Origin of the sequence: Nocardia sp. NPDC087230 (assembly GCF_044744725.1) — a bacterium.
GTDB classification, from domain to species: Bacteria; Actinomycetota; Actinomycetes; order Mycobacteriales; family Mycobacteriaceae; genus Nocardia; species Nocardia canadensis.
In genome coordinates, this window is record NZ_JBIUYV010000002.1 from 49,613 (window position 1) to 72,199 (window position 22,587).

Below are 22,587 nucleotides of genomic sequence, written 5' to 3' on the forward strand. Positions count from 1 at the left end.
GGTGTCGGGGAAAGCCATTACGACCGTAGAACTCTCCGAACCAGCCACGTTGCCTCGCCGTCGTCGCCGCACAGCACCGGATCAGGACGTTCATTACAATAAACCTCGCAAGCTTCCTGTCAAGCATTACTCGGCCGTAGGTAACGCAGACGAGTACACTTCGTTACCTGCACGACCTACCGAGGAGCATGATGGCGGACGGTCCGACCTACCTCCGGATCGCAGACCTCCTCCGCGAGGAGATCCGCGCGGGCACGTGGAAGCCGGGCGATCGACTGCCCAGTCATGCCGAACTGGCCGAGCAGATGCAGGTCTCGATCACCACCTCGCGCAACGCGATCCAAGTGCTCGTCGCCGAAAACCTTGTCTACACAGCTACTTCCCGCGGCACCATCGTCCGAAACCAGGAAGTACTGGAATCGGTGGTCACCGACCACATCCGCCCGGACCGGCCGCGCTCGGCGCACGACATCTTCGAAGAGATCGCGCGCGCCGCCAACCGCGAGCCCGCCAAGGAGTTCAGCACCAGGATGGAGCCCGCCGACGACCAGGTCGCGCAATGGCTCGGAGTCGCCGTCGACTCCTGGGTGCTGGCCCGCACAGTGGTGCAATACCTCGACAACGAACCGTGGTCGTGGGAGGTGAGTTTCTACCCACGCGATCTCGCCGAAGCCGCCGGCATCGATTCCCCCCACGACATTCCCGAGGGCACCACCCGTCGGCTGGCCGACCGTGGTTACGGCGAGACCGCCCACCGCGACACCCTCGCCGCCCGGCCCGCCACCGCCGAGGAGGCGGCCGTGCTCGGCGTCGCCACCGGCACCGTCCTGCTCGACCACCTGCGCATCGGCGCCAACCACGAACGGGTCACCCGGGCGACCCGGCATCGTTCCCTGGCGGGCCGCAACCGGCTGGCCTACCAACTCGGCGACGCGGCGGGCACCGCCGTCATCGCCCACACCCTCGGCATCGCACCCGGACCTGCCGTCGCATTGCCATGACCGTGGGGATGCGCCCGGCCGCCCTGGGCGACCTGCCGCTGATCTGCCGCCTGCGGGTGCAACGCACCGCCTGGCTCACCGCGCGCGGTTCCGACCAGTGGACGGTCGCGGGCCGGGGCCGTCCCATCGAGATCTTCGCCGGCGCGGTCGGCCGGGCGCTGGACGCGGGCGAGACGTGGATCGCCGAGGTCGACGGGGAACCGGCGGGCACGATCACCGTCAACCAGCGGGCCGATCCGGGCCTGTGGTCGCCGTGGGAGCTGGCCGAGGCGGTGATCGTGCATTTCATGATCGTGGACCTGCGGTTCGCGGGCAGACAGGTCGGGCATCGGATGCTCGCGCACGCCGCCCGGCTGGCCGATCAGAAGCACCGCGACTGGGTCCGGCTCGACGCCTGGACGTCCAACCACCAACTCCACGAGTACTACCGCCGGGCAGGCTTCACGCTGGCGCGCATCGCGGGGCCGCGCGCGGACGGCCCGTCCTGCGCCCTGTTCGAGCGACGGACCGACAGCTGGTGCGGCCCGCCGATCTCCCGGCAGGCCCACCACCGGGCCGGTACCCAGGCGCTGCCGATCGGCCGACTGCCCGGCTGACCCGCTACACCGGCGGCAGGTCGGCGATGTGGACCAACTCGATGCCCTGACTGCGCGAGACCAGCGTGCCGCGACCGGGCGGCATCTTGCTCGGGCGCACGTCACCGACCAGCTTTCCCTCGTCCCTTGACCCGCTCATGATCAGGGTCTGGACCGACAGGTTCTTCATCGCACCGAGCACCGGGTCGTAGAGCGCACGCGAGGCGCCACCGATCCGGCGGGTGACGACGAGATGCAGGCCGATGTCACGGGCCTGGGGCAGGTACTCGAGCAGCGGCGCGAACGGATTGCCCGAACCGGTGACCACCATGTCGTAGTCGTCGACGACGACATAGATCTCCGGGCCCGACCACCAGCTGCGTTCGCGCAGCTGCTGCTGGGTGATGTCGGAGCCGGGGATCCGCTTGGCCAGGTAGGCGGCGACCTCCTGGATCATCGGCCCACAGGTCTGCGACGAGGTCGAATAGCCTGCCAGCTGGTCACCCTCGAGCACGCCGAGCATCGTGCGCCGGTAGTCGATCAGGATCACCCTCGCCTCGGCGGCGGTGGACTGTTCGGCGATGCTCATCACGATGTTGCGCAGCAACGTGGTCTTGCCGCATTCCACGTCGGCGAAGGCCATGAAGTGGGGCTCGACCCCGAAATCGAGTACCAGTGGCTGCAATTCGGACTCGCCGAGACCGACGACGACCTTGGTGCGATCCAGTACGACGCCCTGGTCCCTGGCGGCGGCGATGACCTGCTCGCGCGGGAAGCTCAGCGGCAGCATGCGCACTTCGGGCGCGCGCCGGCCGGGGTAGAGCGCGATCAGCTCCTCGCGTGCCCTGGTGACGCCGTCGGCGATGCTCGCGGGATCGGAGTCGGAATCCAAGCGGGGCAACGCGATCAGCATGTGCAGTTGTTCGGCGGTGAGACCGCGGCCCGGCCTGCCGACCGGAACCTGGTGCGCGGTGCGGCGATTCATCTCGGAATCACCCGGGTCACCGAGGCGCAGCTCGAGCCGGGTGCCGATCTGGTCCTTGACCACCGGGCGGATCTCCGCCCAGCGGGACGCGCCGATCATCAGGTGGACGCCGAACGAGAGACCCTGGGTGGCGATGGCGTTGATCTGCGGTTCCAGCAGATCGAATTCCTCACGGATGGCGCCCCATCCGTCGATCACCAGGAAGACGTCGCCGAACTGGTCGGCGGACATCGGGTCCCCGGGTGGCGCGGTGGTGCCGTTGATCTGTCTGGCTTCCAGCGCCGAGAACTTGCGCCTGCGGAACTCGGTCATCGACTCGATGCCCAGTTCGGCGAACCGTTCCTCGCGCTGCCGCATCAGGGTGGTGAGCTCGGCGATGGTGCGCCGCACCCGGTCACCGTCGAGCCGGCCCGCCACCGAACCGACGTGCGGGACGCCGACCAGGCCGGCCATACTGCCGCCACCGAAGTCCAGGCAGTAGAACTGCACCTGTTCGGGCGTGTGGGTGGCGGCCGCGGCCATGATGATGGTGCGCAGCGTCGTCGACTTGCCCGACTGCGGGCCACCGACCACGGCGACATTGCCCTGCGCGCCGGCCAGATTGATGGTCAGCACGTCGCGCCGCTGTTCGTAGGGCTTGTCGATCACGCCGATCGGCATCCACAGCTGACCGTGCCGGTTCACCGGCGAGCGCCAATCCGGGTCGGGCAGCAGCATGTCCGCGGTCGGCGATTCCTCCAGCGGCGGCAGCCAGACCTCGTGGGCCGGGCGGCCGTGGCCGGTCAGCCGCTTGACGACGACGTCGAGCAGCGAGTCCGGAATCCCCTCCTCGGCGACCGGAACGCTCGGCGGTGGCGGCGGCAGTTCCAGCCTGCCGCGCAGGATCGGATCGTCGTCGGTCTCGATCGGCTCCGGCGTGGCATCGGTGACCTCGACCGGCGCGGCGGTGAACACCACCGGTCGCTGGCCGCCCATCGGCGCGCCGTCGTCGTCGACGACGGTGCCGACGGGCGCCACATACGGACCCGAGACATAGCTCGCGTTGAATCGGAGCGGCTCGGACGCATCGCTTTTCAGATAGCCGGCGCCGGGCACACTGGGCAGGTGATAGGCGTCGGTGATGCCGAGCACCGCGCGCGACTCGTTGGCCGAGAAGGTACGCAAACCGATCCGGTAGGACAGATGCGACTCCAGGCCGCGCAGCTTGTTCTCCTCCAGGCGCTGCGAGGCCAGCAGCAGATGGACGTGCAGCGAGCGCCCGAGCCGGCCGATCATGACGAACAGCTCGGCGAAGTCCGGCTTCTGCGAGAGCAATTCGGAGAACTCGTCGACGACCACGAACAGCGCGGGTAGCGGATCGAGCGGAACGCCCGCCGCCCTGGCCTTCTCGTAGTCGTTGACGTTGGCGTAGTTGCCCGCCGAGCGCAGCAGCTCCTGGCGGCGGTTCATCTCACCGGCGAGCGCGTCCTTCATGCGGTCGACCAGGGAGAGTTCGTCTTCCAGGTTGGTGATCACGGCCGCGACGTGCGGCAACGAGTCGAGCCCGAGGAAGGTCGCGCCGCCCTTGAAGTCGACGAGCACCAGGTTGAGCGCGTCCGGCGAATGCGTGGTGACCAGTGAGAGCACCAGCGTGCGCAGGAATTCCGACTTGCCGGAGCCGGTCGCGCCGATGCACAGCCCGTGCGGGCCCATGCCGTTCTCCGCGGATTCCTTGATGTCGATCTCGACCGGCGTGCCGTCCGGTGTGATGCCGATCGGCACCCGCAGCCGCTCGCGCGCGGTGCGTGGCCGCCACACCCTGGCCGGATCGATCTGGGCCGCATCGGGAATGCGCAGCAACGCCATCAGGCCGGGGTCGCTGGTGGTCCCCTCGCCCAGGCTGACGATCTGCGCGGCTGTCGCCACCCGGTACCGCGCCAGGGCGCGGGCGAATGCCGCGGCCTCGGCCACGCTGACCTCGTCGGCGGTGGCGAAGCGCTCCACGCCTGCGGCGCTGCGCGCCGACACCGCACCGTCGCCGACGACCAGCTGCAGACCACGCCGCGCCGCGAGACCGTTCTCGGGTGCGGTCAGGTCGAGCACGGTCACCGAGTCGAGCCCGGATTCGCTGATGATGCGCTCGTTTCCGCTGATGTAGCCGTCATCGATCACCACGACCACGTGCAGCCGGCCCTGGGTCGGCTGCGGGTTGCGCATGAACCGGCCGCGTTCCATCAGTTCGGTCTGCAACGCGGATTCGAGCTCGCCGAGCGAGGTGTAGATCATCCGGGCGGAGCCGAGTCCGTCGCGCACCGACGGATGCTGCACGTGTGGCAGCCATTTCGCCCAGGCCCAGTGCCCGTCCGGGTCGGCGCAGACGATCGCGACGACGAGGTTGTCCGGTCCGTGGAAGGTGGTCAGCTCCATCAGCATGGCGCGCACCAGTTCACGGCCTTCGTCGAGGTCGCCACCGATATTGATGGCGGGGAACGCGCGCATCGACACCGCGGTCGGCAACTCGTGCACGACCGAATGGGTGCGCACGAACCGGCGCAGCGCCACGGTCGAGACCGGCTCGAGGTCTTCCAGCGGACCGGTCTCCGGACGCGCCAGCTTGGTGGCGAGGCGATGGCTGCCGACGCCGACCCGCACGTGCCCGAAATCCGGGTCGTTGGGGCGGCGCTCCCACATCCGCCTGCTGCCGATCAGTGCGGGCAGGTCGGCCGGTTCGGGATGACTCCAGCCGAGCGTCTCCAGCTGTTTGCTGCCGGTGGTGCGCACGTCCTTGCGCACCTGATCGAGGTACCGGAAGTAGTCCTTGCGTTCCTCGTTGAGCTCGACGGCGCGCTTGGGGCCGCCCCCGCGCATGCCGGCCATCATGCCGACCATCGACATGAGCATCATCATCGGGAACATCATCATCATCGGATTGGCCAGCAGATTGCGGCCCATCGAGACCATCATCGCGATCATGCCGACGACCGCGACCACCATGATGACCGGCATCAGCTTCATCATCAGCGGCGACGGGATGGCGCGCTGGATCTCCGGCGGCGGGGTGAGCGCGACTTCACCGCCCGGTGCGCGCGGCGGCGCGATCCGGGGGCGACGAACGAAACCTTCGGTAGCCATCGATCCCTCTACTACTCGAATTCCTGGTTGAGGTCGGCACCGCGCCTGCGGAACGGAAAGCCGAACGCGGCGCCGATTCCCAACGCGGCCAACAGGGTCAGCGAACCGATGATCGCGACCCGGCGCGGTCGCGGATCCGGCTCGGGCGCCACGTAGGGCGCCGCGATCGCGTGCCCGACATCGGCGCCCTCGCTCGGTGGCTCGGTGGCCAGCGGCGCGGTGAGCGCGGCCAGCGGATCGATCAGGCCGGCCCCGATGGCGTCGTCGCGCCCGCGGCCCGGCGCGTGCGCGGTGCGAGTGATCCGTTCGATCACCTGCTGCGCGGACAGTTCCGGATAGCGCGACCGGATCAGCGCGGCCAGCCCGGCGACATACGGTGCGGCGAAACTGGTTCCGTCGACCGGCTGCACGCCGTCCATCGTCTGGACTCCGTCGACCAGGCCCGCGCCGCCCGGTTTGCTGTCCAGCGACACGATGTTGCGCCCGATCGCGGCGGCCCCGATCCACGGACCACGCAGCGACAGCGCCGAGGGTTTGCCGTCGGCGTCGACCGAGCCGACCGCGAGCACGTACGGGGCGAACCAGGCCGGCGAGGCGACGGTGGTCACCGAACTCCAGCCCGAACCTTCGTTCTGGTTCTGACACGGTCCGCCCTGCTCCACATTGCCCGCGGCCGCGACGACCACCACATTGCGGTCGTAGGCGTACTTCACGGCAGCGCCGAGCGCGCCGTCGGCGGTGTTGGAACCGGCCGCGGTGCACGCTACTTCGGAAATGTTGATCACGGTCGCGCCCATGTCGACCGCGCGGACGACGGCGCCGGCAAGGGTGAGCACGCTGCCGTATCCGTCGCTGCGCAACGACCCCTGCGACTTGTCCGCGCCGCGATCCTTGGCTTCGTAGGCGAGGCTGAGCTGGCGGATGGTGAGGATCTCCGCCTCGGGAGCGACCCCGACGAACGCGTCCTCGGGTGCGGGCCGCGCGGCGATGATGCCCGCCACCAGCGTGCCGTGCCCGTCGCAGTCGACAGTGCCGTCGGAATCGCTCACGTAGTCACCGCCCGCCTGCAGCGCGGGTAGCCGCGGATGCCGGTTGACGCCGGTGTCGATCACCGCGACCTTCTGACCGGCGCCGCGGCTGAACTGCCAGGCCGAGGGCAGGTCGAGCACCCGCTGCGCCATCGGTGGCTCACTCGGCGCGCTCCCGCGCAGCACGGGTTCGGCGCACAGTTCGCGCTGTTCGGTCGGCTCGAGCGGGGCCGGCCTGCCGCTGAGCGCGAGCGCCGCGTCGAGCGCGCCCTGGTCGATCCGGGGCGGGGCGATCGCGCCTGCGGGCGCCGGGAAACCCGCCACGGCGCCGAGCACGGTCGCCGCGCAGGTCAGCCGGAGCACCGCGCGCCGCAAGGGTGCGCGGGTCATATGTTGCGAGCGGTCGAGTACACGTCCATGACCCACAGCGCGAGCGGGACCATCGTGATGATCAGCAGATACTCGAAGATTTCGATCATCCGCCTGGTCACCGGGGTCACCTCGAGATGCGGGCCGATCACGCCGAACCCGATCACACTGCCCGCGGTCAGCAACAGCAGTGCGACCGCGACGAATTCCAGCGAATCGTGCCCGAGTCCGAGACCGGTCAGCAGCGCGATCATGATGAGCGCGCCCGCGGTGATCAAGGTGGCCGCCTGCACCAGGTCGGCGTAGGAGCGCCCACGCAGGCAGAGCACGACCGCGGCGACCGCGGCGAGCGCGACGCCACCGGAGTGGAACGGCCCGAGCGGATCGGCCGCACCGACGGCGCCGACCAGCGCGGCGACCGCGCAGGCGATGACCAGCCCGGTCTGGATCTGATTGGCGACACGGGCACGTTCACCGAGACCCGCCGCCGAGGGCAGCGCGATCGCGCCGACGGCGCCGACACCCTCGATCGTCGGCCGCTGTTCGTGGTCGGCGGGGTCGATCGCCCCACCGGCTGTCGGCACCGGCGGAATCGGCAACCGGGCTGTCACCGCGGCCAGCCGCGGCACCGACGACAGCAGGATCACCGCCGCGACCAACACCCCCGCGAACAGCTTGGCCAACCCCGGATGCCACAGCAGGTAGACGGTGCCCGCCACCGCGCCGAACACACTCAGGGTGATCGCGGCGGCGAACAACCCGGCGCCGATTCCGGTGATCCGGTAGCCCGCGATGGCCGCGACCAGCAGCACGACGCTGCCGAGCAGCACCTGCCCCGCGCCGAGCTGACCGGGCACGATCAGCGCGCCACCGCCGAACAGCAATAGCAGGGCGTCGAGCGAAAGCCAGTTGCCGGTCAGCGAATCCGCGAACTTGCGGGCGGCGATACCGGCGGCCGCCGACGCGGCGATGCCGGTGCCGAGCAGTGCGAACGCCGGAACGAGCGGATCGCTGTCGGCGCGCGAGACCGCGAGCAGCACGAGCGCGGCGACGATCGCGATCGTCGCGATCACCAGTCCGGCCCACCGTGCCGCCGTGCCGGACCAGCCGCGGAACTCGCCTGCGGTGAGCCGGGATACGGCGTCGATCACGTCGTCGAAGAGCGCGGGCGACTCCTTGCGGGTCACCGGGCTCAGTACCAGCAGCTCGCCGTCGTAGACCTCGGCCTCGGTCAGGGTGCGACTCGGCGCGAGGGGGTCCTGCCCGAGCCGGGCCAATGTCCAGTGCTGGGCGCGGACCGGGGCGGAGTCCTCGTCCCCGTCCGGCAGGCGGGGATCACGTGAACGGATCAGGGCCACCAGGTCGCCGATGAATCCGGCGATCGGAACCGTGGCGGGTAGGCCGATGTCGAGCTGCGTATCACCCCCGATCACTGAAACTCGGCATAGTTCGGGCTCATTGCCTAACAACGTCGACACCAGTGATGAACTCTCAGTCGTAGCTGACTACTTCCGTTGCGACCACACGGCAGCGTTACCTAATCTAACGGACAGGGCAAACCGGCGCGATCGAAGTCCCGCCGCCGGATTGAACAGCAGCTGTCCACCAGACGAAGATTTCGGGGTCCGACACCACATGCCAGACATTCGCCAGGCTCAGCGCGCCTTCGACGCGGGCGTCCTCTCGCTCGGTCTGTCCATCGACGGTCAGGAGTCCGCGCGCGACGAAGAGTACGCGAAGCTGGCCTTCCAGCGCGCGACGGAATGGGATTCGTCGATGTGCGACGCGTGGCTCGGCCGCGCCGCCGCAGGCGAAGTGACCAAGGAGGTGCTGTTCAATCTGCATCGCACCAGCCTCGATTCGCTCGGGCGCGAGCAGCGCAGGCTCGGCCTCGCGCCGCGGGCGATGGCGGGCCGGTTCCTCCCCGGCCTCTACATCGACTACCCGCTGGCCGGGCTCACCGAGATCTGGCTCGCGTGGGCGGCCCAGCTGATCGCCGACAAGGACTACGACCAGGCCGAGCAGGTGCTCGACAAGCTGGCCGAGTTGCGCGCCACCCGTGCCGACGATCCGGACAAGCAGATCGACGACCGGATCAGCGCCTACATCCGCGGCATCCTGCACTACAACACCCAGCGCTGGCCCGATGTGATGACCGTGCTCGCCGGCTCGGCGGACTGGAAGGACCCGTACTTGGCCACCGGCGCCAACGTGATGGTCGGTACGGCGTGCGCGCAGCTCGGTCTCTTCGGCGAGGCCATCCGGCGGATGGAACAGGCCGAGGCGGGCCCGATCCCGTCGGCCAAGTTCACCGCGATGTACAACCGGGGCCTGTGCCTGCGGGAATCGGGCAACGAGGCCGAGGCCCAGAAGCTGTTCGAGCAGGTCTATTCGCAGCTGCCCGACTTCGCCGCCAACACCAACGCCATGCGCGATCGCACCTTCCGGATCGTGGTCACCAGCCGCGAGGTGATCGACGCCCGCACCGACAAGTGGGATCCCACCTCGGCCCTCTCGCTGGCCGCGATGAACGAAGCCGCTGCCGAGGACCGCGCGAAAACCGTACTCGCCGAGGCGCGTGCGCAGTTGGACAAGCAGGTCGGTTTGGCGTCGGTGAAGAACCAGGTCGCCAAGCTGCAGTCGTCCGCGCAGCTCGCCAAGATCCGCGCGGGCAAGGGTCTGTCGAGCCAGTCCCGTGGCCAGCATCTGGCCTTCACCGGTCCGCCCGGCACCGGCAAGACCACCATCGCGCGTGTGGTCGCCAAGATCTACTGCGGTGTCGGACTGCTGAAGACCGACAAGGTGGTCGAGGCCAAGCGCGTCGACTTCGTGAGCCAGAACCTCGGTGGCACGGCCATCAAGTCCGAGAAGCTGATCGACAGCGCCATGGACGGCGTGCTGTTCATCGACGAGGCGTACACGCTGATCCAGACCGGTCTTTCCGGCGGTGACGCGTTCGGACGCGAGGCCGTGGACACGCTGCTGGCGCGCATGGAGAACGACCGCGATCGGCTCGTGGTGATCATCGCGGGCTACGACGGCGAGATCGACCGGCTACTGGCCGCCAACGACGGTCTGGCGTCGCGATTCGCCAAGCGCCTCCAATTCCCCTCGTACACAGCCGAAGAACTGGGCCAGATCGGTGAAATCGTCGCGAGCGGACGCGATTCACAGCTGGCGCCGGAAGCACTGGAAACCCTGATCGAGACCTGCCGGTTCCTCTACGACCTGGAGAGCACCGACCAGAGCGGGCAGCCGCGCCGCGGTGTCGACCTGGCGGGCAACGGCCGCTTCATCCGCAACGTGATCGAGGCGGCCGAGGAGGAACGCGAGTTCCGGCTGGCCAACACCGACGGCCTCGACCTGGCCGAGGTCGACGACGACGTGCTCATGCGGATCGAGGAGACCGACATGCGCACCGCGTTGAAGGGGATCGTCGCCACGCTCAATGTGGGTCAGGTGCCGAATCTGAGCTGAGCCCGAATACGGCGGGGGCCCGGTGCACTGCGCACCGGGCCCCCGCCGTCTTCGCTACTTGCTCGCGGAAGGCAAGGAATCGTAGCTGGTCAGAGCGTCTTTCGCGGATAGCGTCGGGCCGGGGACCAGCTGACCGATGATCGACCACGGCGCGAGTCGCGGCTTGTCGCCGAGCCCGAGCACCGCGGCGGTGGCCGCGTCGGGAATGCCGTAGCGAATTCCGTTGTCGGCCACGTAGAACAGCGATTCCCGGCGCAGGCTCCCTGGCTCTGTCCCGGTGACCTGCACGAATTCGCCGGTGCTCGGCGGCAGGTAGACCGCGTCCATCCGGTCCCCCGAGCCGTCGGCGGTCGCGAGGGTCACGGGCTTGGCCGAAGCGGCCAGCGGCAGCTTCGTTCCGGCGAGCAGAGTCACCGTGGCGCGTTCGGCCGGACCGTCCACCGAGGTGCCCTGCGCGGTCGCGATGCCCGGGTTCTTGGCCCAGTGCACGCAAGCGACCGGAGCGTCCTCGGCCGCCAGGATGCGCGGCTTGCGCTCGGGGAAACCGTCGACCGGCAGGGTGTGCAGCACCGGCATCCGGTCGAGCACGTCCGGTGCCAGCTCGGCGATCTCCCGCATGCCCCGCGAATCGGCGTTGCGCAGCAGGTCCGCGGTGAATTCCGAGACCCGCTGTACCCCGTCCGCCAGCACCACGTACATCGTTTCCTGACCGGCGGCCTGCACCCCGGTCACCGAGATGATGCCGCCGATCGGCACATTCGACAGTTTGCCCGGGCCCGGCTCGCCCGCGCGCTCGATGGTCGGCACAGCCAGCGGGGGCGCCTGGGTGGTCGCGCCGAGGACCGCGCTGCCGATCGGGCGGACCTGCTTGCCGGTGAGCCCGAGGGTGCGCGCGATCACCGAGTTGTTCGGGTCGAGTTCGGCCCTGGTGCCCTGGTACACCAGGTAGGTCTTGTCGTCGCGGCGCATCAGCAGCGCGTCGTCGGCGCCGGCGGCGCCGATCCGGTCACCGGTTTCCGGCTTGCCGACGATGGCGGTGGTGAGCCCGCCGGTGGCACCGGACGCGCTCCCGGATGCCGAGAGCTGAGTGGTCTCGCACAACGTCCAGTTCGAGCTGTCGCCCTGCTTGGATCCCGGCATGGCGGCCGGGGCACCCGGGATGCCGAGCAGCGGACCGCGTGGCATCGAACCGAGCTTGTCGTCCTTCACCGACTTCGGCGTCTGGGCGTCGCCGGCGATCAGCCGGGCCGAGGCGAGATTGAGCACCGGATGGAGCGTCTTCTCGCCCTCCTTGGCCTCGACGACCACATACATGGCGCCGCTCTGCTTACCGCTGACGATCAGCGCGTCACCGATCGCGCCCTGCGGTTTGAGAAAGCCGAGAATGGCCGCGCCTGCCACGATGATCAGTCCGAGAACCGCGCCGACCATCATCGACCGGCTCTGCGACCGCATCGGATCGTGCAGCATGCGCACGTCGCGGCGGACCAGCGCGTGGTCGAGCCTGCGCAGCAGGAAACGATAACCGTTGACCTGGGCCTTGGTTGTCAGCTGTGCCGGCACAGGGACTCCATTGCTGCGTTGATCACCATCTCGTCGGACACGGTACCGTAAATCCGGAATTGTCCTTCACCATGATTCGACGGATGCCAAGCAGGGACAACGATTTTGAACAACAGTATGAACGCCGGGCAAACCGCCGGCGACAATGCCTACGACACACTGCGTGACCCGGAATTCTGGCTGTTCCGGATGTATCCGCTGCGCGCGTGTGTATCGGTCGCGGTGCTGGCGGCGATCGTGGCCTGGGTGGTCCTCGCGACGTCGAATTCGGGCTACGGGGCGATCGGAGGGGCGGTGGCCGTGCTGCTGATCGGGCTCGTCCCGATCCGCCGGCGCACGCTCGCGGTGCGGTTCGGCGGCTGGCTCGCGCGCCGTGCGCGCGGCCGCACCGACACCCTGGACCGGGCACCCGCGTTCGATGTGCCGCTGCCCGAGGGCGGCGGCTGTGGCGTGCGCTGGGACGGCGATCTGCTGCTGACCATGCTCCGGATCGATCCGCCGCCGGACTCGCTCACCCTGCTCCAGCGCGGCACCCTCAGCGCCGACCAGCTGCTGCCGCTGACCGAGGTCGCGCGCTGCCTGGACCAATTCGACGTGGAGCTGGTGAGCATCGACGTGATCGCCACCGGCGCGCGCACCGCGGGCACCGGCGCGGCCGCGCACCTGTACGACCGGATCCTCGGCCCGCTGCCCGCGATCGCGCACCGCACCTGCTGGCTCGTGCTGCGGCTGGACCCGGTGGCCAACGCGGCGGCGGTCGACAAGCGTGGCGGGGGCGCGACCGGTGCGCTGCGCACCATGATCATCGCTACTCGCCGGGTCGCCAATCGTCTCGCCACCCACGGTATCGACGCCGCGGTCCTCACCGCCACCGAGATGAACAGCGCGGTACGCGAGCTGACCCACGGTTTCGACCCGCTGCACCTGACCGAGTCGGCGCACGGCCTCGAATCCGAATTCGGCAGGCACCTGACCCACTACCAGCTCACCGCGCCGATGATCGGCACCAACGGGCTGGCCGAGATCTGGTCGCTGCCCTCGCTGTCGACCACGGTGACGCTGCGTCTGCATCCCGGCGCCCGGCGCATCGGACGCGCGTACGACAAGGCCGGGACCGTCGTCCTCAACGCCGTGGTCCGGTTCGATTCGGTGGCCCCTTACGAGCAGGCGCCGGTCGCCGGACTGCGCGAGCTGCCGGGCAGTCAGCGCCGAATCCTGCTGGACACGTTGCCCATCGGCGCGGCCGAGGACTTCGGTGGTCGCGACGGCTACCGCGGCACTCTCACCGCGCTCACCGACATCTCCGTGCCGACCACCGGCTGTGGCCAGTTGATCGGTGCCGACGAACGCGGTCAGGGCATCGCGGTCCCGTTGATCGGCGCGGGTACCCGCCACGTCGACGTGATCGGAAACCTGGATCTGGCCCAGCAGGTCATCCTGCGTGCCACCGCGCTCGGCGCCCATGCCGTCGTGCACACCGCTCGGCCGCAGGCGTGGCAGTCGATGGTCGCCAACCTCGCGACCCCACAGCTGCTCTCGATCGCCCCGCGCGCGGCGGGCGCGACGCCGCAGACGCCGCCCGGGCCGCCGCCGGTTCCCGCGGCTCCCTACCCGACCACCACGGTGCTGGTCTTCGACGGCATCGCCCCGACCAGCCACCTCGGTGGCGCCACCATCGTCGAGATCCGCACCACCGAGCGGGATCCGGAGGCGATCGCCCCCGACGTCACTCTCGTCCAGGATCCCTACGCTCCGAACCGGATCACCGTGCGGACAAGCACCGGAAGCGCCACGGTCTCGATGGTCACCACCCCCGACGAGATGCACTACATCGGAGAATCCCTGGCAGCCCGCTGAATCGGCAGAACGGGGCGTGACTCGTGCCTTCGGGCAGAGTCACGCCCCGTTTGTCGTCGGGTCCTCAGGGGACCGCGCCGGAGCGCGCAAGCGCTCCACCAGCTCAGAAGTCGGCGAAACCGTCGCCGACCTTGCCGTCGGCCTCGAGCGCGCGGTTGAGCGCGGACTCGACCTGGGCGGCGAGCTTGTCGAGCTTGTCGAGGGTGTCGGTCAGCTCGGTGGTGACGTTCTTGTGCGCGGTGTCGAAGTTCGAGATCGCGTTGTCACCCTGGAGGTTCGCCCGGAAGTCCGTCGCGGCGCCCTCGAGTTCGTCGATCTCGCCCTTCATCTTCCCGCCGTAGGTCTGCAGGTCGCTGAACAGCTCGTTCATCGCCGCGGGATCGTAAAGAATGGTCATGAGCTCAGTTCCTGTTCGTTTCTGATTCGCGGTCAGAGGTTGGTGTAGCTGCCGCCACCGCTGGTGGAACCACCGCCGGACAGGCCTGCGCCGTCCATGTTCACGAGGGTGGACTTACCGGTGTTGACGGCCTCGGTGAGCCGGTCGAACTTCTTGTTCAGAGCATCGGCCTCGTCGTGCCAGGCCTGGGCGACCTTCACGAACTCGTCGGAGGCGTCACCCTTCCAGCCGCGGAGCACGGCCTGGGCCGCGTCGTCGATCTGACCGACCGACGTACGCAGGTTGTTGATCGTGCCTTCGAGCTTGGAGACGACGCCGTCTACGCCGCCGGCTTCTACACCTACTGGTCCCTGAGGGGGCATGTGCCGAACCTTTCCTACTTGATGGTTGAAACGAGAGATGGCTTAGTCGGGCCGCCACCCCCCACCGGGAAGCCCCTCGAGGAGCGCACCGACGGCCTGGGTGAGGCGATGGTCGGTGCCCGGCGTTATGGTCGACCACACCTGCCCGTCGGGCGCCGTCATCGGCGCGACGACGATCCGGCCGCGCGCGGTGTCGTACACCGCGACCGCGCCAGGGGCTCGGGTGGTCAGCCCGTCATGGTGGACGGCGGCGACGATCTCGGTGTAGCCATGGCAGGTGCCGAAGGCCGCGCCGAGGACGGTCGCCTGGTGCGCGTCGATGCCGAGCGCGTACATCGCGTCCACGTACTGGGAAGTTGTCTCCGCGGCGTCCAAGCGCGCCGCCAGATCATCGGCCGCGACGCTCACGCCTGCCACCTCCGCGGGCGCGCACTGCGGTAGCGCGGCGAGCAGCAGGCGGGCCAGTTCGCGGTCGGAACCGTCGATCGCACAGGTGCCGATCTCGAAACCGGCGCCGACCCGGACCGCGCTGGCGTGGCTCGCGCCACGGCGGGCCAAGCAGATTCGGCGCCGGTCGCCGTCGCCGTAGCTGCGGGCCACGAGTTCGGCATCGGGCTGGGCGAGGGTGTGCAGCGCGTCCGCCAGGTCGGGCTCGACGTCACCGTAGCCGTCGAAGACACCGGTAGCCGTGAGCTCGGCGACCGCGGCATCCCTGGCGGCGCGCCAGGCGTCGAAGCTGTCCTGCTGCGGACCGACCGCCAGGACGAGAGGCAGGGTCTGGACACCGAGCCGATCGGCGACGGCCAGCAACGAATCATTGGTGAGGGTGGTCATGGCCGTCCCTCCGTGGTCGCCGTGGACGCGCTCCCGGTCGGGGGCGCGGGGCGTTCGGCGACGCCGAGCACAGCGGGGGCAGCCTGGATTTCGCCTTCGGCGACCAGCTGGTCCGATTCCTCGTACGCGAGGCCGGCGCGCGGGAAGCGGGACGCCGAGTCCTGTCCACCCGCGCCCGCGCCCATCGCGCCGGGCACAACCGGCGCGGCCTGTCCGGTCGGAGTGGCGACCGGCGTCGGCTGGGGGGTGGTGGTAGCCGCCGCGGCGGACTGCACGAAAACTGGTGCGCGATAAGCGGTTTGCACCGGAGCGGGCATCGGCGGCAAGGCACCGAGGCCGAGTGCGCCGAGCCCCGGCACCGCCGCGGCGCCCGGCGCCCCGGGAGTTCCCGCCTTCGCCGACTGTTCGCCCGCCAGTGCGGATTCCGGTGCGATCGGCGGCGGCGGCGCGTGCAACCAGGGCGTCGCCAGCGGTTCGCTGGCCGCCTCGTAGCTGCGCATCACCCGGGAGGCGACGGCTTTCGCCACGTCCGCCTCGGTGTCGGTCTGGGCCGCGATGGCCTTGATCGGCGCGCCCAGCGCGGTGCCGACCTGTTCCAGCGCCTGCTGCATCGCGGTGATGGCCGCGATGTCGGCGGTGTTCGGCATCGCCAGCGCGGCCACCTCGTAGGCGAGGACCTGAGCTTGCAGCCGTGCGGCATTGGCGGTCGCGGCGGCCGCGGTGTCGATCAGCCACTCCCGCAGAGTCGAGATCCGTTCCCACACCTGCTCGCTGCTCCCCGACTTCCAGGAGCCACGCAGGGTCTGCAGCACCTGCTCGTAGTCGAGCACGGCCGCGCCGAAGGCCGCGGCCAGCCGCGTCCAGGCGGCGGCCGCGTCGGCCATCGGCATCGGTCCGGCACCGGTGGTGAGGTCGGTGGCGAGCTTGTGCGGCTCACGCGCCTCCCACACCACTCCGGTGAAGCCGGGCTGCGGTGGTTCGATCATCGGTGATGGATGCCTTTACGCCGCAGGCCCGTTGAAGCCGGTGGTGTTGTCGGTTTCCATCTGATCGAACTCGGAGACCTGGGCCCGCAGGGTGGCGGCGAGCTTGTTCATCTCGTGCGCGCCGGCCTCGGCACCGGTCAGGTAGTCGTCGGCGACACCGCTGGCGGTGGTCGCGGCGCGCGTGGACACCTCGTCCGCGCCCGCGGGCACCACCCGCAGGGTCGGGGCGACCGCGGACAGCTCGGTGGTGAGCCGGTCGGCGATGCCGTCCAGTGCTGCCGCGGCTTTGCTCGCCGCGGCCGAATCGAATTCGAAGGTGTTACTCATCTGCCACTCCTGTCGTGGTCGTGCCGCGTCACAGTGAGAGTTCTTTGTCCGGCGGCGCTTCGGTGGTCACCGGTTCGGCGGCACCGACCACCGGGGTCGCCACCCCCGCGATCTGGCCGACGACTTCGTCGCCGTGATTGCCGGTCACCAGCTGCGAGTGCACGGCCTCGTTGCCGCCACCATCGATCGCGCGTGCCATCGGCATGCCCGCGCCCGCGCCGGCGCCCATCGGCATATAGCCCGGTGCCGAGCCGCTCGCCGATGCGGTGGTCGTGCTCGCGCCACCGGAGCCCGCGCCCGTGCCGCCGATCGCACCGGTGGCGCCCACAGTGGACAGCCCGCCACCGCGACCGCCCTGCCAGGGACTCAACGGCGACGATGCCGCCGCCGCGCCTCCGACCGCGCCGATGCCACCGATCGCGCCGCCTCCGCCGCCGGCGCCGGACAGGCCCTCGGCCGTCTCGGTGTCGGCATCGGCGATCTCGGCGCCGGTGGTCGCCGCGTCTTCGGTCGTGCCGGTGGTGCTCGTCGACAGCGAACTCACCTGCTCGGCCAGCGAACCCAGCGACGACACCGCGGTGCTCGCCGTGCTGATCAACGGGCTGATCAGGCTCATCAGCTGACTCAGCGACTCGCTGCTCGCGTCGACACCGGACGGCGCATTGGTCACCGGGACCTTCTCGCCCGCCTGCGCCATCTCGCCGCTCCGCGCCACCATCTCGGCCTTGGTCTCGGCCGTGATGGCCAGACCCTCGGCCATGGCCTCCATGGTGGCCGCGATCAGCACCGCCTGCCCGCCCGGCGTCGCCGCGTAGAGCGGGGCGAGGGCCACAGTGGCCGAATAGCGTGCGATCACCGCGGCCAGCTTGGCACCACCCACGGCGACGTTGCCCGCCGCGTGGGTGAGCACCGCCTTCTCCTGCACGCTCTGCGTCGCGAGGTTGGCACCGTCGGACTGCGCCGCGGTCGCCTTGTTCGTCGCCTCGGTCGCCGCGGCGCTCTGCCACAGCTGCATCACCGTCTGCAACGCGGTCGACCCCAGTGACATCGCTGTCTCGAGCACCGAGGTGATATTCGACAGCGCGTCGGTGGGATTCGACGATGTGCCGGACGTGGAGTTCGTGCCGCCGAGCGCGCCGGTGCCGAAAGCGGAGGCCAGATCGGTGAGCGGCCGCATCAGCGCGGACAGGTCGATCGTCGGCAGCGCAGGCATTTCCGGCAGCTGGATGAACTCCGGCAACTGTGGCAACTGCGGCAGACCCATCGAGCTGAGCACCTGGCTCACCGGCTGGTCCAGCATCGGGGCCAGGGAACTACCGCGCAGCAGCTCGAGCACGGTCGGGTCGACCGATGCCGCCGCATCGGCCGTGCTTCCCCCGGGATAGGTCATGGCTACTGATCGACCGCTGCGATGCCCAGCTTGGCCGCACCGTCGGCGCCCTCATAGGTCGCAGCAGCCTGCGCGGCGGTCAGCGCGGTACCCGCGTGCACCGCGGCGAGCTGCGCCACCGAGGTCAGATGGTTGGCCTGCGCGTAGGCGAAGGACAGCAGGAATTCCTGGCCGATCAGGCCGAACACGGGCACCGCGGCGGCCATCGTGGCGGCCTGGTCGACCGCGCCCGCCTGGGCGACCCCCGCCGCCATGGTGGCCGAGGCACCCGCGTACGCACGAACTGCATCGGGAACTACCGCAACGTGATTCATGGCTATCGTCCAATCTCGAAACAGCCCATGGTGTTTCGTTACCTTATCTACCCGTCGGAAACCCGCGCCACACAAATCGGCGGTTAAAGCCAGTTGAATCTCACATGCCCGTTTGGTTGTACGCGGTCACCAGCTCGGCGCGCTCACCGAACGCACGGTGTGCGGCGGCCTGCGCGGTCCGCACCAGGACCTGCTCGAAATCGGCCGGTGACAATCGGCCGACCGCCGCGGAGAGTTCCAGCCCGACCAGCGCGCCGCTGCCGTCGACGGTCACCGTCACCGCCCCGTCGGGCGAGGTTTCCTGCGCCCTGATGCCATTGGTCGCCTCGGTCAGGTCCTGCAGCCGATAGAGCTGGCCCTGCACCTTCGCGATCAGCTCATCCATGGTTTCGACCATCGCCGTGTCCTCCCCTCTCGCTCGCTAGACCGACCGTAGCCAGCTGTCCGGCTCGGTGTCGTACTCCTGTTCCTCGACGATCTCCGCCGCCGCGACCTCGGCCTCGGTCGGCAATCCCGTCGCGGCCAGCAGCACCGGATCGAACCCGGCCTCCGCCAGCTGATTACGCCGTGCCAGTCCGGCCCGCTTGGCCGACTTCTGGCACAACCGCAGGATCTCGGCCGCCAGGTCGGCGGGATCGCGGCGCAGCTGATCCGCGTCGACGGTGATTCCCACCGGCAGCCCCTGCTCGGTGGTCCGTACCGTGATCGCCCCCGTCAGCGACGACGCGCTGAACTCGGTCGGAAACTCGTCCATCGATGCCCCTCCCATCTGCACTAGGCCCGATCATCCCTGATGGCTCTGACAACTTCGGCGATCTGGCTGTTGATCAGCGAGACCACCCGTCGGCGATCGGCACCGACGGCCACCGGCGGCGTGCCGGGGACGATCACATAGCGACCGTCGTCGGTCAGATCGCGCCAGCCCAGCCGCAATCGGAGTATCCCGCGCGGACCGAATCGCGACCAGCCCTGCTCGATGTCGATGAAGCCGTCACGATCCAGCGGCGCCTGCTGAAAGGTCTGTGTCTGCACCGCGGAGTCGTCGTCGTAGTGCTGCACCAGCGAGCGACCATAGGTGCGGTCGAATTGATCATCGCCCGGTTCGTCGAGGCGGATGTCGCGGCCACGGCCCGCCTCGGCCTCGGGCAGGTGATCGGCGATCACCTCGCCCAGCGACAGGGCGCTGTGCCGCGTGACGACGAATCCCTCGGCGTGGTAGAGGGTTTCGCCGGGCCGCTGCCGGACCAGGTAGCCCAGTTCGCCCTTGCGCACCGCGAGCATGCGCACCGAATAGGCGGGATCGATCAGCTTCTCGCCACCGCCGTAGCCACGCACCGCGATCCGGATGTCGGGGTGCGTGAGCACATCGATGATCTCGTCGAGCTCGTGTCCCCACCGCCGCCTGATTCGCGCCCACGCGTCCTTGCGCACGAATTCGGCCTCGTCCGCGTCGCCCGGTGCGCCGGTGTGGATGAACGGGTCGGGCATGTACTCCTCTTCGATGCCCGTCCACAGCGCGTCGAACTCGTCACCGGTGAATTCCCAGGTGGGCGTCACTGTTCCACCACCGGCCTCGCCACGATCGGCGCGTCACCGATGGCCTCGTCCAAGTGGTCCGTCGAGTCGAGGTAGTCGGCCCGCTTGTGTTCCTTCTGCTGGCCCTGGCCGCCCGCGCCGGCGCCACCCATCGGCGCCATGGGCATGCCGCCCATCGGCGAACCGGCGGCCGAGGACGCCACGCCCGCGCGGAAGCCCTCGGCCCCCGTGACGGCCGAGGCGCGTGGGAACAGCTTGGACGCGCTGTCCAAGCTCGGCGACAGCGGTGCGGCTCCCGCGCCACCGCCGCCGGCGCCCGAACCACCGCCGCCGCCCCCGCCCTTACTCGCGGCGCTGAGCGCCTTCTTGGCCTGATCCTGTAGCGAACTGAGCGCCGCGGAGCCCGGAATCCCCGCCAGGGAACTCTGTTCGGCGGCCGAGGACGCCTGTTCCAGCGCGGATTGCGCGGCCGAGCTCGCTTGCTCGAGACCGGACTGCAGCGCCGAGGTCAGCTGATCGGCACCGGACGAACCACTCGATCCGCTGCCACCGTTCTGGCCGCCGGACCCGTTCTGACCCCCCGTGCTGTCCTTGCCACCGGTGTCGCTGCCCGACTTCTGTCCCTGCAACTCGGCGAGCGCCCGATCGAAGGCCGCCAGGGATTCCCCGGATTTCGAGCTGGAACCCGAGCCGGAGCCCGAACCCGAGCCGGACCCGCTTCCACTTCCACTTCCGCTGCCGTTGCCGTTCCCATTGCCGTTCCCGGTCCCGTCGCCCGTGGTCGGCGCGGTCGGCTCGGGCAGCGTGGGGATATGGCTGGTCGTGCTGTTGAGCCCGGGGACATAGGTGTTCCACATGACCTGACGGCCGTTCTTGGCGCAGGTCTCCTTGTCCGCCTGGGCCTGGGTACCGTTCGGGTCGGAGTAGCAGCGGGGCAGCATGAGCGCCGTCGCCAGCCCCTTGGAGGTGGCGTTGATCCAGCCGACGGTGTAGTCGAGCGCCGCGGCCACCTGTTTGGTCTGCTCGACCAGCAAGCCGTTGGCCTCGTGATAGGCCGACATCGCCGCCATGGCGCGGGTGGCGCCGCCCGGACTGGTCCAGCTCTTCTTGCTCGCTTCGACTTTGGCGTTCAGATCGTCGAAACCTGTTTTGAGCAGATCCGCCAGATCACCCCAGAACAACGCGGTGTGGGCCAGACTGCCGGGCACCGTCGACAGCGACGACATGATCGCCTGCAGTTCGTTGTAGTTGTAGTTGGGGGTCTCGGCCTTCATGCCCGCCGGATCGAACGTCTTGCCGTCGGCCAGGATCTTCGGCAGGTTCACCGCCGTCGCGACCGCCGGATATTGGACGACGGTGGGCGGCAGCACCAATTTCGTACTGGCGCTGCGGCCCTGTTCGATCTTGGTGCGCAGCGATTCCAGATCGACTTTGCTTCCGTCCTCGGCGCCCTTGTAGTGCCGGGCCGCGTCGAGGAAGGTGTTGGCGACATTGTCGAGAACGGTCTCGTGTTTGCCGAGCACGGTCTTCAGCTGACCGGCCTTGCCCTCGAACTGCTTCGACAGTTGCTTACCCGACTCCAGCGAGGAGAAATCGGGCAGGTTCGCGACACCGTCCGCGGCGGATTTGACGGAATTGACCCAGTACCGCGCGTTGTTGGCGGCTTCGACCAGGTTCGGCAGCGCCGACGGCTCGAGCATCAGCGATCCGTCCGAGGCTGCCGAACGCAGCCCCGCCCACTGATCCTGCGCCGATGGTCCCGTCATGAAGTCGACCCTCCCTGTCCGTACCGGTGCCGCCTCGCGCCCCGCCTGGCACCGCTACCACGACACCGCCGATTCGCACGGCTTGCTAACGATTCTACGGTCCGACAGGTGAATTCCGCATGTACAGCGCCGATCCCGCTGGTGGCGATGGCTCGACCATCCGCCGCCGCCGATCTCACCAGCTCGCGTCGGTGGCGGTCCGCGAGCGATCCCGCGCGCCGTCCGGCTCGTCAGCTGAGAGCCGTTCCCGCTCAGGCGAGTTGGGCGGTTCCAGCGACGCCTCCACGGGCTGCGGGATGGCGAATCCATCCATGTCGTCGACCAATTCGGTGATCTTCGGGAGCCGAGCGCGTTCCCGCTGAATCGGCGCCATCATCTCCTGGGTCTTGCGCGCGACCTCGGTCGCGGCCTGCTGGGCGGCCTCGGTGACGGCCTTGGCGATCTCGGTGTAGGTGAGATCGTCGATGTCGGGGGTGAACTTCGTTTCGATCACCTTGTAGTCGGCGTTGACCGTGACGGTCACCCGCTTGCGCACGGTGGCGCTGGCGATGATCTTCGCGCGGTCCTGCTGCACCTGCGCGATCGCCTGCATCTGCTTCTGCACCGTCTCGAGGATGTCCGCCATCTGCGCCTTGGCGTGTTCGTTGGTCATACTCGATTCCCTCCGACTTCCGAGCCGTCCCGAGCGGCTCTTCGGTGAGCGAGCACA

General features: G+C 69.3%; 20 protein-coding genes. 4 read left to right on the forward strand and 16 right to left on the reverse strand.

What is annotated here, in order from left to right; all coding sequences use genetic code 11:
* Positions 1-191: 191 nt before the first annotated feature.
* Both ACIO52_RS06610 and ACIO52_RS06615 read left to right on the forward strand, forming a co-directional pair.
* The gene (locus tag ACIO52_RS06610; RefSeq protein WP_255587460.1) at positions 192-1,001 is read left to right on the forward strand and encodes a GntR family transcriptional regulator; all 810 of its coding nucleotides are present in this window, start codon (positions 192-194) and stop codon (positions 999-1,001) included.
* On the forward strand, positions 998-1,597 hold the full coding sequence (locus ACIO52_RS06615) for a GNAT family N-acetyltransferase (protein WP_402642252.1): 600 nt from the start codon (positions 998-1,000) through the stop codon (positions 1,595-1,597). The genes ACIO52_RS06610 and ACIO52_RS06615 overlap by 4 nt, the downstream gene beginning before the upstream one ends.
* Positions 1,598-1,601: 4 nt before the next feature.
* On the opposite strand, the gene eccCa is transcribed toward ACIO52_RS06615, so the two are convergent.
* Genes eccCa through eccD form a run of 3 tightly spaced genes read right to left on the reverse strand, consistent with a single transcriptional unit; the run spans position 1,602 to position 8,547 of the window.
* Positions 1,602-5,672, reverse strand: a complete 4,071-nt coding sequence (gene eccCa, locus ACIO52_RS06620; RefSeq protein WP_218717562.1) for a type VII secretion protein EccCa — start codon at positions 5,670-5,672, stop codon at positions 1,602-1,604.
* A gap of 11 nt (positions 5,673-5,683) precedes the next feature.
* The gene (gene mycP / locus ACIO52_RS06625; protein WP_218717561.1) at positions 5,684-7,090 is read right to left on the reverse strand and encodes a type VII secretion-associated serine protease mycosin; all 1,407 of its coding nucleotides are present in this window, start codon (positions 7,088-7,090) and stop codon (positions 5,684-5,686) included.
* Positions 7,087-8,547: a type VII secretion integral membrane protein EccD gene (gene eccD, locus ACIO52_RS06630; protein ID WP_308248426.1), complete on the reverse strand. Its 1,461-nt coding sequence runs from the start codon at positions 8,545-8,547 to the stop codon at positions 7,087-7,089. Before eccD ends, mycP begins: the two co-directional genes overlap by 4 nt.
* A gap of 157 nt (positions 8,548-8,704) precedes the next feature.
* Between eccD and eccA the strand changes: the two genes are divergently transcribed.
* On the forward strand, positions 8,705-10,546 hold the full coding sequence (eccA, locus tag ACIO52_RS06635; protein WP_218717560.1) for a type VII secretion AAA-ATPase EccA: 1,842 nt from the start codon (positions 8,705-8,707) through the stop codon (positions 10,544-10,546).
* Between the two features lie 54 nt (positions 10,547-10,600).
* Here eccA and eccB read toward each other — a convergent pair whose 3' ends face one another.
* Positions 10,601-12,109: a type VII secretion protein EccB gene (gene eccB, locus ACIO52_RS06640; protein ID WP_316573550.1), complete on the reverse strand. Its 1,509-nt coding sequence runs from the start codon at positions 12,107-12,109 to the stop codon at positions 10,601-10,603.
* Positions 12,110-12,226: 117 nt separating this feature from the next.
* On the opposite strand from eccB, the gene eccE reads away from it, so the two are divergent.
* The gene (gene eccE / locus ACIO52_RS06645; protein WP_402642258.1) at positions 12,227-13,966 is read left to right on the forward strand and encodes a type VII secretion protein EccE; all 1,740 of its coding nucleotides are present in this window, start codon (positions 12,227-12,229) and stop codon (positions 13,964-13,966) included.
* A 103-nt stretch (positions 13,967-14,069) separates the two neighbouring features.
* On the opposite strand, the gene ACIO52_RS06650 is transcribed toward eccE, so the two are convergent.
* The 12 genes from ACIO52_RS06650 to ACIO52_RS06705 form a co-directional block, all read right to left on the reverse strand.
* Positions 14,070-14,363: a WXG100 family type VII secretion target gene (locus ACIO52_RS06650; RefSeq protein ID WP_255587458.1), complete on the reverse strand. Its 294-nt coding sequence runs from the start codon at positions 14,361-14,363 to the stop codon at positions 14,070-14,072.
* A 32-nt stretch (positions 14,364-14,395) separates the two neighbouring features.
* Positions 14,396-14,725 (reverse strand): WXG100 family type VII secretion target, encoded by a 330-nt coding sequence (locus ACIO52_RS06655; protein WP_218717557.1) that lies wholly within the window; start codon positions 14,723-14,725, stop codon positions 14,396-14,398.
* Positions 14,726-14,767: 42 nt separating this feature from the next.
* Positions 14,768-15,559 (reverse strand): ESX secretion-associated protein EspG, encoded by a 792-nt coding sequence (locus ACIO52_RS06660; RefSeq protein WP_316573548.1) that lies wholly within the window; start codon positions 15,557-15,559, stop codon positions 14,768-14,770.
* Complete coding sequence (locus ACIO52_RS06665) at positions 15,556-16,545, reverse strand: PPE domain-containing protein (RefSeq protein ID WP_316573547.1); 990 nt, start codon at positions 16,543-16,545, stop codon at positions 15,556-15,558. Before ACIO52_RS06665 ends, ACIO52_RS06660 begins: the two co-directional genes overlap by 4 nt.
* Before the next feature lie 15 nt (positions 16,546-16,560).
* Positions 16,561-16,872, reverse strand: a complete 312-nt coding sequence (locus tag ACIO52_RS06670; protein ID WP_218717554.1) for a PE family protein — start codon at positions 16,870-16,872, stop codon at positions 16,561-16,563.
* 28 nt (positions 16,873-16,900) lie between these two features.
* Complete coding sequence (locus tag ACIO52_RS06675; RefSeq protein WP_316573546.1) at positions 16,901-18,262, reverse strand: hypothetical protein; 1,362 nt, start codon at positions 18,260-18,262, stop codon at positions 16,901-16,903.
* A 2-nt stretch (positions 18,263-18,264) separates the two neighbouring features.
* Positions 18,265-18,576 carry a type VII secretion target gene (locus ACIO52_RS06680; RefSeq protein WP_218717552.1) on the reverse strand — a complete coding sequence of 104 codons (312 nt, stop codon included), beginning with the start codon at positions 18,574-18,576 and terminating at the stop codon, positions 18,265-18,267.
* A gap of 100 nt (positions 18,577-18,676) precedes the next feature.
* Positions 18,677-18,973, reverse strand: a complete 297-nt coding sequence (locus ACIO52_RS06685; RefSeq protein WP_218717551.1) for a YbaB/EbfC family nucleoid-associated protein — start codon at positions 18,971-18,973, stop codon at positions 18,677-18,679.
* A 24-nt stretch (positions 18,974-18,997) separates the two neighbouring features.
* Positions 18,998-19,330 (reverse strand): hypothetical protein, encoded by a 333-nt coding sequence (locus tag ACIO52_RS06690; protein ID WP_218717550.1) that lies wholly within the window; start codon positions 19,328-19,330, stop codon positions 18,998-19,000.
* Between the two features lie 20 nt (positions 19,331-19,350).
* Positions 19,351-20,133 (reverse strand): ESX secretion-associated protein EspG, encoded by a 783-nt coding sequence (locus ACIO52_RS06695; protein WP_218717549.1) that lies wholly within the window; start codon positions 20,131-20,133, stop codon positions 19,351-19,353.
* Positions 20,130-21,878: a hypothetical protein gene (locus tag ACIO52_RS06700; RefSeq protein WP_402642267.1), complete on the reverse strand. Its 1,749-nt coding sequence runs from the start codon at positions 21,876-21,878 to the stop codon at positions 20,130-20,132. Before ACIO52_RS06700 ends, ACIO52_RS06695 begins: the two co-directional genes overlap by 4 nt.
* Positions 21,879-22,053: 175 nt before the next feature.
* Positions 22,054-22,530 carry a YbaB/EbfC family nucleoid-associated protein gene (locus ACIO52_RS06705; RefSeq protein ID WP_218717547.1) on the reverse strand — a complete coding sequence of 159 codons (477 nt, stop codon included), beginning with the start codon at positions 22,528-22,530 and terminating at the stop codon, positions 22,054-22,056.
* Positions 22,531-22,587: the final 57 nt, after the last annotated feature.